The sequence below is a fragment of the Rhizobium sp. NXC24 genome (assembly GCF_002944315.1).
Classification (GTDB): Bacteria; Pseudomonadota; Alphaproteobacteria; order Rhizobiales; family Rhizobiaceae; genus Rhizobium.
In genome coordinates this window covers 276,002-289,933 of sequence record NZ_CP024313.1, presented here as the reverse complement: position 1 = coordinate 289,933, position 13,932 = coordinate 276,002, and the positions used below count along the sequence as shown (strand labels likewise).

Below are 13,932 nucleotides of genomic sequence, written 5' to 3'. Positions count from 1 at the left end.
GCGTTTGCCAAACGAAAATCTCATCAGTGATAGCAGCGTTTCTCCGCTGTCACCTCGTTTCACGTCCCGTCTGCGGGGGAATTTCATCGACAGGCAAAGGCTTGTCATAATATGGAAGCTTGACCCGGCGCGGGACCCACTCGCGCCTCGCAATCAATCCCTCGACATGTGACGCGATACCTCGCATAGTGGTGAACCACACATCGCCGCGCCCTTGCATTCTCTGTATCATATCACGCATAGCTTCCGCTCGCGCGAGTCTGCCCGAGACCCAGGGGTGCCAGACACCGATCCACATTCCTCCATACTTATAAGCAGCTTCGAATTCCGCCATATAAGTCTTAGCAGCTTCGTCGGGCGACTTTATCGAGCGAACGGATCCGACTTCTGAATTGTTGACGTATTGCGCCCAGTCATCCAGGGCTCCACTCGACGGAAGACCGATTAACGATCCGCCGGCTGTCTCGTAGACGCTTGGCACATCGTCGTCCATCAGTGAGGCGTCGTATTGAAAACCAAGCTCGGCCAAAATAGACGCCGTATACCTAGAAAAATGATAATTTGGCGCTCGAAAACCGCGTGGCCTCTCGCCAGTCAACTTCTCAAAAACCTCGACGCCTCGAACGATAAGTTCCACTTCAATTTCGCGGCTAGGCAATCGCGACATGCTCTCGTGGATATACCCGTGGTGTGCTAGTTCGTGGCCTTCTTTTAGTATATCTTCAACAAGTTGGGGATAGCGCTCCATACACCATGCGGGATAGAAGAACGTTTGTTTAAGTCCGAAGTCGCGATAGATCTGCAAGATTCGCGGCAAAGCAATTTCATCATAACGTGCCCATGAGGTGGTCGCCACCATGTCGGGCATCTTTGCTCCGAACGAAAGATGTAGGAAGCTATCAGTGTCGATATCAAAGGTGAAGGCGACGGCGCAGCGCGCACCATTTGGCCAAGGGACTGGATTATCAATCATCACGCGCTTCCATAGTCAGGTGTTGTGATTTCAACGAGTGATTAGATGACCGCCGTCTATGACAATCTCGCTCCCCGTAACGTATTTGGATTCATCAGACGCTAGATATAGGGCGCCGTAGGCGATGTCGTCCGGTTCTCCTGTGCCAAAAAGGCAAGCGGCGTTCCACTTGGCTCGGACCAAATTCGTGTTGGTATCGCCTCGCAGTTGAGCCACTTCAGCAATCTCGCGTTCCACCATCGGCGTCGCAATTATACCGGGGTGAATCGAGTTAACTCGTACTCGTCCGCCATTAGCAGCCCCGTCGAGGGCCGCCACTTTGGTAAACTGGGTCACGGCTGCCTTCGAAGCACAATAGGCAGCGTCATGTTCGCCAACAAGTTTGGCCATAGTAGAAGAAAGATTTATAATTGATCCATAGCCAAGCTGCTTCATGATAATCATCGCAGTTCGCGTCCCGAGAAAAATTCCCTCGACATTAATCTGAAAAACACGACGCCAGTCCGCGATTGTCGTTTCGGCAAGAGGCTTTGAAAGCAGGATCCCAGCGCTGTTTACCAGGACATCGAGCCCGCCATACTTTCGAACCGTTGTGTCAACGACGTCCCCCCAGCGACGCTCATCAGTGATGTCCAATTCTAGGAACATAGCTTCGCCCCCGGCGGCGACGATTTGCTCGGAAACGAAAGAGCCGCCTGCTACGTTGACGTCGGTCACCACGACCTTTGCCCCCTCCCGAGCGAGCATTGTGGCTATCGCTGCGCCGATGCCCGCTGCTGCGCCTGTTACGATTGCGATCTTATCGCTGACCCTTCCCGTCTTCATGTCATTTGATCCTGGTTGCGGCGGCTATATTCGCGATATGGTCCTCCGCAACCTGATCAAACTCATTGTGCAGAAGTGACATGGCCGTCCGATAGCGTTTTCAGCATTGATTGGCATTGAATCAGATCAGATCCCTATTGCCTCATAGGCATCGGCAATCTGCCGGATCGACGCGACATAGGCGGCGGTTCGGTAATCGCCGAGCTCCGGTTGCTGTTCGATGAGGTCGGCGATGCGTGTCCAGGTACTGCGCATGACGTCTTCGAGGCCGGACCGGACGAGGTCGATCTCGGCGCCGCCTTCGAGGAATTCGTCGCGGATATCGGCGGGGAATTCCTTGCCCGTCATGCGTTCCAGCGCCGTTGCGATCGTCTGGTTGCGCCGCTCGCGCCGGCGCCGTTCCATCAGACCGAAGGGAATATGCGTCAGGTTCTTCACCCACTCGAAGTAACTGACGACGACACCGCCGGCATTGACGTAAAGATCGGGAAGGACGGTAACGCCACGGGTGCGAAGCACCTTGTCAGCCTCGAAGGTGATCGGGCCGTTGGCCGCTTCGACGACCAGGTTCGCTTTGACGCGCTCCGCATTCCCCGCATGGATGGCATTTTCCATCGCCGCCGGAATGAGAATGTCGCACGGCTGCTCGATGCCCGTCATATCACCCGGATACGAGGTGGCGCCTTCAAAGCCAAGGATGCTGCCGGTCTTGATCTGATGCTGCTTCAGCGCCTCAATCGCCAGACCATCGGCATTGGCGACATAGCCGTCGCGTTCGGCGACGAGGGTAACCCGGGCGCCGTCTTCTTCGGAGACGAACTTTGCCGCATGATAGCCGACATTGCCGAAGCCCTGAACGATGACCGCAGCACCCTTCAGATCACGCTTGCCGTTCAACCCGGCGGTTCGCGGATCGCGGAGATAGCTCTGAATCGCGAACTGAACGCCTCGGCCGGTTGCTTCGGTGCGGCCGGCAATACCGCCCTTCGACAGCGGCTTGCCGGTCACGCAGGCCCGCGCATTGATGACATCAGTCGGGTTGGCGCGGCGGAACTCGTCCATCATCCAGGCCATTTCTCGCTCGCCCGTGCCAATGTCGGGCGCCGGAACGTTGACGCCCGGGCCGATCAGGCCACGTTTGTTGAGCTCCTGGGTGAAGCGGCGGGTGATGCGCTCGAGCTCCTGCGGCGTCCATTCGCGCGGGTCGATCTTCAGGGCGCCCTTCGAGCCGCCGAACGGCACATCGACCAGCGAACATTTGAGCGTCATCAGCGCCGCCAGCGCCTCCACCTCTTCGGCGTCGGCATTCGACGCATAGCGAATGCCGCCCTTTACCGGCTCGCAGTGCTCGCTATGGACCGATCGCCAGCCGATGAAGCTATACATGCGGCCGCGCAGGCGAACGCCGAACCGAACCGTATAGGTTGAATTGCACTGCATGATCCGTTCCGACAGGCCATCCGGCAAATCGAGGAATGTCATGGCATGACGGAAGTTTTGGTCAACGCTATCCAGGAAGCCTGCGGAGCTGGTTTCTCCGGCTTGCACGTTGCGTTGTGGTATTGCGTTCACTTAGGGTTCCTCCTTGATGGGAAAGTCTCGGGCCGAAGCTATCTCAGCTCAGCAGAACGCGATGGTCGGCATTGCGCACGAGCAGGGCGTAGATCAGCGTGAACAGCCGGCGCGCGGTGTCGTTGTCGATGTTCACTTTCGCTGACAACCGGCTTTTCAGCAGTTCGGCGGCCTCGTTATGGACGCCGCGCCGACCCATATCGATCGCCTCAAGCCGCTCAGGACCTGGGTGACGGATGGCGTCGTAGTAGCTCTCGCAGATGCGGGTGTAATCCTTGAGCAGTCGGCGGAACGGTGTGAGCGACAGGTAGTGACTGACGACATGCTCGCCCTGATCATCGGCGACATGCAGGGCCAGGCGCCCGTCGGCCGCCGCAATCGTGAGGCGATAAGGCCCGCCATTGTGACCGACCGGAATGAACGTGTTGGATTCCAAGAGGTCGATGACCGCGAGCGCTTGCTCCCGCTCAATTCTCGCGTCCCGGCCAGCGAACGACCGGTCGAGCGATACGTCGCAGAGACGATACTCGGCGGAGGCCATGCTTGCCTCCTCAGAACGTTTCCACGCACATGGCGACACCCATGCCGCCGCCGATGCAGAGGGTTGCCAGACCCTTCTTGGCGCCGCGGCGCTTCATTTCGAACAGAAGCGTATTGAGCACACGGGCGCCGGAGGCACCGATCGGGTGGCCGATGGCGATCGCGCCGCCGTTGACGTTGACGATGCCAGGATCCCAGCCGAGGTCCTTGTTGACCGCGCAGGCCTGGGCCGCGAAAGCCTCGTTGGCCTCGACCAGGTCGACATCGCCGATCGCCCAGCCGGCCTTGGCAAGCGCCTTGCGCGAAGCCGGGATCGGGCCGGTACCCTGCGGATCGACGCCGGCGGTCGCCCAGGAAACGATGCGCGCAAGCGGCTGGATGCCGCGCTTGGATGCCTGTGCTTCAGTCATCAGCAGGGTGGCGGCAGCGCCGTCATTGAGGCCGGAGGCGTTGCCGGGGGTGACGGTGCCTTCCTTGTCGAAGGCCGGACGCAGCTTCGTCATCTGGTCGAGCGTTGCGCCATGGCGGATATATTCGTCCTGGTCGACGGTAACGTCGCCCTTGCGGGACTGGATGACGAAAGGAATGATTTCATCGGCGAAGCGGCCGGCTTTTTGCGCGGCTTCCGCCTTGTTCTGCGACGCGACGGCAAAGCGGTCCTGCTCCTCGCGGGAGAGCTGCCACTGGCGGGCAATGTTCTCGGCGGTGATGCCCATGTGATAACCGTAGAAGGCATCGGTCAGGCCGTCCTTGATCATCGTGTCGATCATCTTGAAGTCGCCCATCTTCACGCCGCCGCGAAGATGCGCGCAATGCGGCGCCATCGACATGGATTCCATGCCGCCGGCGACGATGATATCCGCATCACCGGTTGCAATCTGCTGCATGCCGAGCGCGACGGCACGAAGGCCCGAGCCACAGAGCTGGTTCATGCCCCAGGCGGTCTTTTCCTGTGGGACACCCGCCTTCATCGCTGCCTGGCGCGCCGGATTCTGGCCCTCGCCGGCCTGCAGCACCTGGCCGAGGATCACCTCGTCGACCTCACCCGCTTCGACGCCAGCGCGCTCAAGCACACCCTTGATAACGGCGGCGCCAAGTTCATGCGCCGGCGTGTTGCCGAAGGCGCCGTTGAAGGATCCGACCGCGGTGCGGGCGGCGCTGGCGATGACGATCGATGGGGTGCTCATGCTGGTCTCCTCTATGGTCCTCGCGAAGCCGGTCAAAACCGGCTCCAACTTCTCGGCAAAAGGCTGCAGGCCTAGTTGACGATGGTCGCCTCGGTGGCGCTGCGGATCTCGCCGTCGGTGACGCCCTCGGCAAGCTCGACCAGCTTCAGTCCGCCATCGACGACGTCGAGCACACCGAGATTGGTGATGATCCGATCGACGACGCTTTGTCCGGTCAGCGGCAGGGTGCAGGCCTTCAGCACCTTGGATTCACCGGCTTTGTTGGTGTGGTCCATGACGACCACCACCCGCTTGACGCCGGCGACCAGATCCATAGCCCCGCCCATGCCCTTGACGAGCTTGCCGGGGATCATCCAGTTGGCGAGGTCGCCGTTCTCTGACACTTCCATGGCGCCGAGGATTGCCATGGCGATCTTGCCCCCGCGGATCATCGCGAAGCTCTGCGCTGAATCGAAGAAGGCCGAATGCGGCAACGCCGTCACCGTCTGCTTGCCGGCATTGATCAGATCGGCGTCGATCTCACCCTCGGTCGGAAACGGACCGATGCCGAGCAGGCCGTTTTCCGACTGCAGCGTCACGTGGACGCCGTCAGGGATGTAGTTGGCAACCAGCGTGGGAATACCGATGCCGAGATTGACGTAGGTACCGTCTTGAAGTTCGCGGGCAGCACGCGCCGCCATCTGGTTTCTGTCCCAGGCCATGTGTTTCTCCTGCCCTCAAGCCGCGCGCGTCGTGCGCTGTTCAATGCGTTTCTCGTGTTGGCCCTGGATCAGGCGATGCACATAGATGCCCGGCACGTGGATGTGGTCGGGATCGAGACTGCCGACAGGCACGATCTCCTCGACTTCTGCGACACAGATCTTGCCGCACGTGGCGGCCGGCGGATTGAAGTTGCGGGCCGTCTTGCGGAAGACGAGATTGCCCGATGTGTCCGCCTTCCAGGCCTTGACGATCGACAGGTCCGCGACAATGCCGGTCTCGAGAACATAGGTCTCGCCGTTGAACGACATCGTCTCCTTGCCCTCGGCAACGACGGTACCGACCCCGGTCTTCGTATAGAACCCGGCAATGCCGGCGCCGCCGGCGCGCATCCGCTCTGCCAGCGTTCCTTGCGGATTGAACTCGAGCTCGAGTTCGCCGCTCAGGTACTGACGCATGAACTCGGCGTTCTCGCCAACGTAAGACGAGATCATCTTCCTGATTTGCTTCGTCTTCAGCAGCACGCCGAGGCCGAAGTCGTCGACACCGCAATTGTTCGATGCGATTGTCAGGTCCTTGGTGCCAGCTTTGCGGATCGCATCGATCAGCAGCTCCGGAATGCCGCAGAGGCCAAAACCACCCGCCGCTATGAACATTCCGTCGAACAGCAAACCTTCAAGTGCTGCGCGCGAGTCCTCATAAATCTTCTTCATAATCTCCTCATGAGCGGCTTTGCGCGTTGACGGATCAAGGCATACGCGACTGAACGGCACCATGTTGAGGTGACCACCCCTTTGGGAGGTGGTTACCGGCTTGGAATTCGAAAGCGACTTGGCTTAGTAACCGAGATCGAGGTCCACTTCGCGAGCAATTGGCGCGCCCGCGGCGAATTCGATGATGCTTTCAGTTCCCCATGTGATATCTCTATCCAGGACGTCGTCGGCATTTGCGGCCTGGTCAATGGAGCAAAGTACATTGGGAAGTTTGTGGACTTCCAACCGCGGCAAGAAGCTAATCGGGAATGCTCGACCGTATTCGTACCGGTGCCAGGCATCCGCCGCGTAACCCCGCAAGCGGCCGGAGGTAAGCGCGTCGTGCAACGCCCGTTCCTGGACCAGACTTCCACGCGAAACGTTGATCAAAAAAGCCGTCTGTTTCATTGCCGCCAACTCCGGCTCCCCAAAGAAGTGGCTAGTTTCCCTAGTGCTCGGGGCCGCTAAAACGACGTAATCACATCGGCCAAGCACGGAATGCAGTTCCTCAATTCCATGCATCGAATCCACGTGCTCGACCGGAAGAGATTTGTTTCGTCGCACTCCGAGAACCTGCATATCGAAGCCCTTCGCGTGCTTCGCGATCCGACTCCCAATGCTTCCAACCCCAATTATCCCGATCGTTCGACCATCCAGCATAGCGGATCGATATTCATCGGCGAAAACCGGAAACAATCGACGGCCTTCCTGGCCCGCTTCGTGTTTGAAAATCGTTTTCTTAGCCAACCCCAACACGAACATCATCGCCTGCTCGGCAACTGCCACAGCATTGGCGCCGCGGATATTTGCCAGCTTGATACCGCGGCGCTTGAAATGCGAAAGGGCACCGATATGATCCAGATCGTCGCAGCCTGAGTGCAACCAGCAGAACAGCTTTAGCTTTTCTGCGATTTCCAGAATCCCTTTAGGTAGAGCGAAGCCAATGATAACGTCCGCGTCAACGGCATGAGGCGCCAGATCTGCGTAGGTAGACTCGAACCGTGAGAAGTATTCTCCTTTCGGAGCAACAACCTCTGTTCCAGGCGGAAGTGCTGCCCGCATACGAGCCAGTTCCTCTTCCGTTGCGTACCAGATACATAAAACTTTCATGCTTGCGATCCCCTCATCTGTCGCTCCAAGTTTAGCATTAGCGCCATCCGCCGACCGTCAACGCTAGTTCAGTCCGATGCGTAAACACCTACGATTCAAAGCTTGATTGCTCCTACAGACAGCCAAACATAGCGAAGCCTTCCTGCGTTCACTGCGAGCGCAGTTCAAAGGAGCTTGGGTCCTACGTCAGCGGTCTGGCGGACTGAATCAGCCACGTCTTCGCAAATTTCGAGGTGAAGGATAAACATACTTTAGCTCTTGAGGGAAGAGACGATTGACTCTTTTTCTAATGTTTGAAACAATCGTTGCATCATAGTAGGTTTGAGGCTGAGGTCATACGATGAGAAATTCAATCTCCCGCGTCTACGCCCAAGGTGACGCCTTCTCAATGGGGTTCGCTCTTGGGAAAGCTAGCGGGATTCATTTTGAAGAGCGGACAATGCGAACAGAAGAATTCCAGGCTCTGCAGAGAAGATGGCGCAACTCCGACTATGTGCAGAATTTGGAGTCGGCGGCGCGGGCAGCTTATCCACGCTTCGTACGCGAGATTGAAGGCATCGCCGAAGGTGCAGGTCAGGATTTCCAAACTGTGTTCCTATGGAACTGCCGGGGAGACTTGCAGCTTCCCGATAATGTCTCGACCATTACGAAGAATGTTGCGGCAACGGGCTGCACTTCCATTCTCATTCCCGCCAATGGCAATGAGCCCGCTGCGATCGCTCACAATGAAGACGGTGGTGTAGAGCTGCTCGGCGCTTGCTCTTGGGTTGAAGCCAGGCCCGATGCGGGCCTTGCCTGGAGCAGCTTCATGTACCCCTGTATGCTTCCCGGGCACACCTTCGGCGTAAATGAGGCCGGGGTGGTTCAGACAATCAATAATATCAGAGCCCGGGACCTTAAGCCTGGGGTTCCACGGCAAATAATCTGCCGCGCCGTCCTAGAGGCTGCGGATTTGGATGACGCAGTTAACGTCCTGAAGCGGAAGGATCGTGCTAGCGGGTTCCATCACAATCTTGGTGAGGCAAAAACTGGACGCCTTCTCTCCGTTGAAGCACCGGCCTCTGGCTGCGCCGTCCGCGAACCGACCTCACCCCAAGCTCATGCCAACCATCTGCTTTATTCAGAATTTGACACTCTGGAACAAACGATCAGCCTGTCCTCCCGTAATCGGCAAGAGGCGGCGGCGCGAATGATAACAGAAGGTCTGCTTACTTCCGGTGCCGAGACCGTGCTGTTCGAGGACACTACTCCCATCCATTGTGATAGGGATAGGAGGGATGATTATGCACAGACACTCGCCACATCCGTATTCACGCTCTTCCCTGATAGGGTTGAGTGGCGCATTCACGCGAGCCCGGAACAGCGCAACGCTATCGTCGGGGAAATGCGTCTAACTGGTTAAGTGCCAGATGGCAATGTGACTAAGTCGGTTCGCCTTTACTGAGTGTGTCGCGGTCTCATTTCGGGTTTTCCACGTCACGCTTGCAATTCCACATACTCACCGAATACGGTCGTTTTCTTGTTTTCTTATAGGGCTGGAAACCGCAAGCCGGACTGCGGTTCAGTCACGCGCCGTTTCCAATCGCAATGAACGATGAGCGCTCGCCGGAGAGACGGACCAAAAATGCGATCCGCTTGAGAGCGGTCGACAGAAGCCTAGACGAACGTAAGGAGTCGCTTAGGGTTATCGACAAGAATCGCGTCGATCTCTGATTCGGAAAAGCCGCGTTCTTTCATCAGGGGTACGACATTCTCATAAATATGCCCATAACCGTGGCCGCCGTAACGCGTCAGTCGCGTAAGCTGGCATATGTCATGGCTGATGACGACTCTATTGAGATGCCCGTGGCTGATTAGCGCTCGTATCAACCTCAAGCGTCCAGCATCGTTCGGCGGCTCGATATTGGACCAAGGATAGTAGCCCTGTTCCTGCCCAAAGAGATCGAACTCGATAACGCAACCGGTGTCAGCCAACCGTAGTAACCGGTCCACGTCAAAGATTGTTCGGTCGATATGGCTTAAGATGGTCCGCTCGATGCAGCCACCGTTGGCAACAACGAACTCCGCAATTTCCTGGGGTTGATCTTCTTGCCTACCCGGGTGGATGTTCACCGAAATACCAGTCTCAGCTTGCGCGATTATCGCTCCCTGCAACACTCTACGCTCCAACTGTGTCCATGGCACCTGGCAGCCGATCTCACCGATAATACCTGCCCGTGCCTCAGTGCCCCACGCACCCTCGAGAATTTGCGAGGTTATTTCTTTGGCAAAGCTTTCAACAGATCGATATTCGTTGGTTTGATCTTGGAATGAACCGAGGTAATAGCCGCAGCCCATTACGATTTGGGCGCCGGTCCTCTTGGCGATTTGTATCAACCCGTCCGGGTCAGGTGCTAAACCACCGCAACTCAGTTCGACCACCGTGCGTCCCCCGGCCGCGATCATCTCCTGTACTTCCTGCGACACGATGTCGGCGCTGCGGCAAACGAAGTTTCTAGGCACCTTCAATCGCGTATAGTTGATCTTGAAGCAGTTGCAGAGTTCGATCTCCGGGCCGGGCTCCGCCGCTTTCCAATCACGTGGCCGAGCATCCCAAATTAGGTGCTCGTGCATTAGCGTTCGGCCAAGTTCAATTGGATCTACAAGGCCCGTCACCGTTTGGGCTCGTCCGCGAAGTTGTTCTCGTGTCAGTCGCATCCGGTTTCCTTCGTGGTTCTTTGGCACATGTATCCCTGTTCCGATTTCGATCTGGCTCCAACAAGAGTTGCTTTCTTGTTGCAACCGATTTCGAGACGTGGAATCGACGGTTGTCTTGACGAGGAACTAAGATAGCTCCAGTCAGCTCAGGCACAAATTATAGCAGTTTAAACCCATCTGCAACATATGTCCCCGTTTTTCGGAGGCGCTCCATATGATGCACACCCTGCGTAATGGACCGGCGATCCACTGGCGGAGCGATATTTTGGCGCCCTCCTGGAGGCCGTTGTTCCGGCAAAGCCGCGCGTCAAACGCGCACACAGATCCGGGCGAACCGGGAGGCTGCGTTGCCGCTTGCAAGTGACCAATGTCGCCGAGTTGGGTTTGCCTTCGGCACCCCGCCAGCTCATCACAGCCTGTACCCTAAGTCCGCAATACAAATGGGTCTTGGATCGCTTCGTCAAGTTCGCACCAGACGCTCTTTGTCTGGAGATATTGATCTATAGCCTCTATGCCATTCTGTCGCCCTATGCCGCTCGATTTCATTCCTCCGAACGGTGAATTGAAGGTCATTGCCCGATACATATTTATCCAGACAGTACCTGCCTGTAGACGGCGAGCCATCCTGTGTGCTCGCTGAAGATTGGTCGTCCACACACCCGCCGCTAGGCCGAACTGCGTCCCGTTGGCGATACTGATCGCCTCATCATCGTCGTCGAAGGGAATTATTGACAGAACCGGCCCGAAAACTTCGTTTTGTGCAATGAAGTCTTGGGGTCGCACGTTGGTCAAAATGGTCGGCGAGAAGAAAAACCCATTTGGAAATTCAGCGGGGTTGTTTCGGACGCCCCCGAACGCCAGCGCCGCGCCTTCCTCGACCGCCTTTGCCACCATTCCTTCATTCTTCTGCAACTGGTTCCTGGTCGCGACAGGGCCCATTTGCGTGGTCGGATCAAGTGGATCGCCGATTTTAATTTGCTTCGCCCTGCTCACAAGGATATCGACGACTTGATCGTGAAGGCTCCGATGCACGAGCGCTCTCGATCCAGCAACGCAGGTTTGACCCGCGGCTGCGAAAATTCCTGCCAAAAGACCCGCTTCGGCTTGCTTGAGGTTTGCATCGGGAAACACGATGTTCGCGCTCTTTCCGCCTAGCTCCAACGTGGCATGCGCGAAACGCTTCGCTGTTGCGATAGCAACAGCACGGCCGGCCTCGACCCCGCCTGTAAATGCAATCTTTGCGACACCGGGATGATCGGTGAGCGCCTCTGCAGCTGCCCTTGCGCCCAATACAACATTGATAACGCCGGAGGGTATTCCAGCTTGTTCAGCCAACTTTGCGGCTTCGATTGCCGATGCAGGGGTAACTTCAGACGGCTTCAAGATTACGGTGTTCCCCGCAGCGAGCGCCGGTGCCATCGCCATCATCGCTAGCATTAGCGGTGAATTCCACGGCATGATCACGCCCACAACACCAAGCGGTTCGCGCAGTGTGTAATTCAGGACAGAGGCGCGATCGAGAGGGATGACGCGTCCTTCGACCTTGTCAGCAAGCCCGCCATAGTAGTAAAGCCAATCCATAATACTGCGAGCTTGCAGTACCATTTCATTGGCGAGCTTGCCGTTTTGAGATGTCTCCAACTTGCCGATCCGTTCCGCATTTGCCGCGATCAGATCGCCCCAACGCATCAGCAAACGTCCCCGACGCGTGGGAGATAATGCGTTCCAAACCGAGAGCGCGGTTGTGGCAGCCGCAACTGCCGCATCGACGTCTGGCGCTTGCCCAAGAGCGAAATGGCCTTCGGGCCGCCCAAGGGTCGGGTTTTCGCATTCGAAGTAGTCGCTTGAGAGGCTGGCAACTTCCTGGCCTGCAATCCAATGACCGTTCATATCGTTTTTCATGGCTTCTTCCTCAGGTCCTACAACACTACGCTCGTTCACGACGCTCTGAGCGTACCCACTCACTGACGCGATCGATAACACGACCCATCCTCTCGACGATTAGATCGACCTCATCTGGCGAGATGATAAGGGGCGGGCAAAGCGCGAGGGTATCGCCAATCGCTCGAAAAATTAGGCCCTCTGAATGCGCAATCCGGAAGGCTTCCGCACCGACTTTACCGACGTCTGCGAAGGGGCGCCTGGTGACGGGATCAGCAACTAGTTCCACAGCGGCGATCAGACCCTCACCACGAACTTCGCCCACGAATGGCCGCTCATTGAGCCTGCTTAATCCTTCTTTTAGTTGTGCGCCGCGAGATCTGGCGTTCCCGACAAGGTCCCGCTCCTCGATGATTGCTATATTTTCGAGTGCAACGGCTGTCGCCACAGGATGTCCGGTTGCGGTGAAGCCGTGTCCAAAGGCGCCGATCTTGTGACTGTTGTCAGCTACTACATTATAAATTTCTTCCGACAGCATTACTGCCGCCAGCGGGATATAGGAGGAAGTCAGTTGCTTAGATGTGATTGCAATGTCTGGTTCGAAGTCATAGTGCTCGCATCCAAAACGCGCACCCAGACGGCCGAAACCATTGATCACTTCATCGGCGATCAGCAGAATATCATATTTTTTGCAAAGCTTTTCGACGCCATGCCAGTATCCCGAGGGCGGCGGCAACACACCGCCAGCACCCATTAGTGGCTCCCCAATAAAGGCCGCCACTGTCTCCGGCCCTTCCCGAAATATGACATCCTCTATTTCTCTGAGCAATCGCGCAGTGAAATCCTGTTCAGTCTCCTCCGGAAGCGCGAACCGATAGAAATGGGGGCAAGTGACGTGAATGACCGGAATGCTTGGAAGGTCAAAATCGCGATGGCTGACCGGCAGGCATGTTAAGCTTCCCGCTGCCAGCGTCGTACCGTGGTAAGCCTTGTTCCTCGCAATGATCTTCTTTTTTTCTGGGCGTTCCAAGGCGTTGTTGTAATAGCGAATCAAACGGATGACCGTGTCGGTCGCTTCGGAACCTGAGCTAGTAAAGAACACCCGCGTCAGCTTCGCGGGGGTCCATTCCACAAGCTTCTCAGCCAGCCGAATGGACGGCTCGTGGGACTTGTGAGCGAAGGTGTGATAATAGGGAAGCCGCTGCATTTGACGCATTGCAGCTTCCGAAAGCCGAGGCTCGCTAAATCCGACAGCAACCGACCAAAGGCCTGCTAGGCCCTCGATGTATTTGCGGCCTTCGGTATCGTAGACATAGATTCCCTCCCCTCTAGTTATGACGAGCGGCCCTACTTGCTCATGCGCTCGTGCATCAGTGAAGGGGTGCAACAGCGTCTTTACATCAATTTCTTTAAGTGAGTTCGATCGAGTATTCATCGAATAACCCCTGAAGGTTGGTATCGTGTGTAGATGGTTGTAGGCGCCATGGTCACTTGCGAGACGGGTTCAGCAACCCGAGACGGCGCTCCATGATCGGCGAATTGGCGCTCTTTGTTGGCGGCACGAGGGACGATCCCCGCGAGAGGCGTGGCCATCGTGGACTGAGGAGATACTTTGCTTTTGAGGTTGCTTGCTTGCGCGCCAGCCCGTTTGTAGTTTTGATCCAAACCAGCCTTCGGGCGCCCATTCAAAACCGAT

The 13,932-nt window shown here is 57.0% G+C and carries 12 protein-coding genes; 1 reads left to right on the top strand and 11 read right to left on the bottom strand.

Annotated elements, in window-relative coordinates:
• Positions 1 to 49: 49 nt before the first annotated feature.
• The 8 genes from NXC24_RS23180 to NXC24_RS23145 form a co-directional block, all read right to left on the bottom strand.
• Entirely contained in the window at positions 50 to 973 is a 924-nt protein-coding gene (locus NXC24_RS23180) for a polysaccharide deacetylase family protein (RefSeq protein ID WP_104825779.1), read from the bottom strand.
• Between the two features lie 30 nt (positions 974 to 1,003).
• On the bottom strand, positions 1,004 to 1,798 hold the full coding sequence (locus NXC24_RS23175) for an SDR family oxidoreductase (RefSeq protein WP_104825778.1): 795 nt from the start codon (positions 1,796 to 1,798) through the stop codon (positions 1,004 to 1,006).
• Positions 1,799 to 1,924: 126 nt separating this feature from the next.
• The gene (locus NXC24_RS23170; protein WP_104825941.1) at positions 1,925 to 3,280 is read right to left on the bottom strand and encodes a Glu/Leu/Phe/Val dehydrogenase; all 1,356 of its coding nucleotides are present in this window, start codon (positions 3,278 to 3,280) and stop codon (positions 1,925 to 1,927) included.
• Positions 3,281 to 3,413: 133 nt separating this feature from the next.
• On the bottom strand, positions 3,414 to 3,911 hold the full coding sequence (locus tag NXC24_RS23165; protein ID WP_104825777.1) for a UPF0262 family protein: 498 nt from the start codon (positions 3,909 to 3,911) through the stop codon (positions 3,414 to 3,416).
• A 10-nt stretch (positions 3,912 to 3,921) separates the two neighbouring features.
• Positions 3,922 to 5,097 (bottom strand): acetyl-CoA C-acetyltransferase, encoded by a 1,176-nt coding sequence (locus NXC24_RS23160; RefSeq protein ID WP_104825776.1) that lies wholly within the window; start codon positions 5,095 to 5,097, stop codon positions 3,922 to 3,924.
• Positions 5,098 to 5,168: 71 nt separating this feature from the next.
• Positions 5,169 to 5,798 carry a 3-oxoacid CoA-transferase subunit B gene (locus NXC24_RS23155; protein WP_104825775.1) on the bottom strand — a complete coding sequence of 210 codons (630 nt, stop codon included), beginning with the start codon at positions 5,796 to 5,798 and terminating at the stop codon, positions 5,169 to 5,171.
• 15 nt (positions 5,799 to 5,813) lie between these two features.
• Entirely contained in the window at positions 5,814 to 6,509 is a 696-nt protein-coding gene (locus NXC24_RS23150) for a CoA transferase subunit A (RefSeq protein ID WP_104825774.1), read from the bottom strand.
• 123 nt (positions 6,510 to 6,632) lie between these two features.
• Positions 6,633 to 7,658 (bottom strand): NAD(P)-dependent oxidoreductase, encoded by a 1,026-nt coding sequence (locus NXC24_RS23145; RefSeq protein WP_104825773.1) that lies wholly within the window; start codon positions 7,656 to 7,658, stop codon positions 6,633 to 6,635.
• A gap of 340 nt (positions 7,659 to 7,998) precedes the next feature.
• On the opposite strand from NXC24_RS23145, the gene NXC24_RS23140 reads away from it, so the two are divergent.
• A complete protein-coding gene (locus tag NXC24_RS23140) occupies positions 7,999 to 9,060 on the top strand; it encodes a C45 family peptidase (RefSeq protein ID WP_104825772.1) in 1,062 nt (353 codons plus the stop codon).
• Between the two features lie 254 nt (positions 9,061 to 9,314).
• Here NXC24_RS23140 and NXC24_RS23135 read toward each other — a convergent pair whose 3' ends face one another.
• The 3 genes from NXC24_RS23135 to NXC24_RS23125 all read right to left on the bottom strand — a co-directional run bounded on the left by NXC24_RS23135 (position 9,315) and on the right by NXC24_RS23125 (position 13,671).
• Positions 9,315 to 10,355, bottom strand: a complete 1,041-nt coding sequence (locus NXC24_RS23135) for an aryldialkylphosphatase (protein ID WP_104825771.1) — start codon at positions 10,353 to 10,355, stop codon at positions 9,315 to 9,317.
• Between the two features lie 423 nt (positions 10,356 to 10,778).
• Positions 10,779 to 12,257, bottom strand: coding sequence for an aldehyde dehydrogenase (locus NXC24_RS23130; RefSeq protein ID WP_104825770.1), 1,479 nt, complete (start codon positions 12,255 to 12,257; stop codon positions 10,779 to 10,781).
• A gap of 25 nt (positions 12,258 to 12,282) precedes the next feature.
• Positions 12,283 to 13,671, bottom strand: a complete 1,389-nt coding sequence (locus tag NXC24_RS23125; RefSeq protein ID WP_104825769.1) for an aspartate aminotransferase family protein — start codon at positions 13,669 to 13,671, stop codon at positions 12,283 to 12,285.
• Positions 13,672 to 13,932 lie beyond the last annotated feature (261 nt).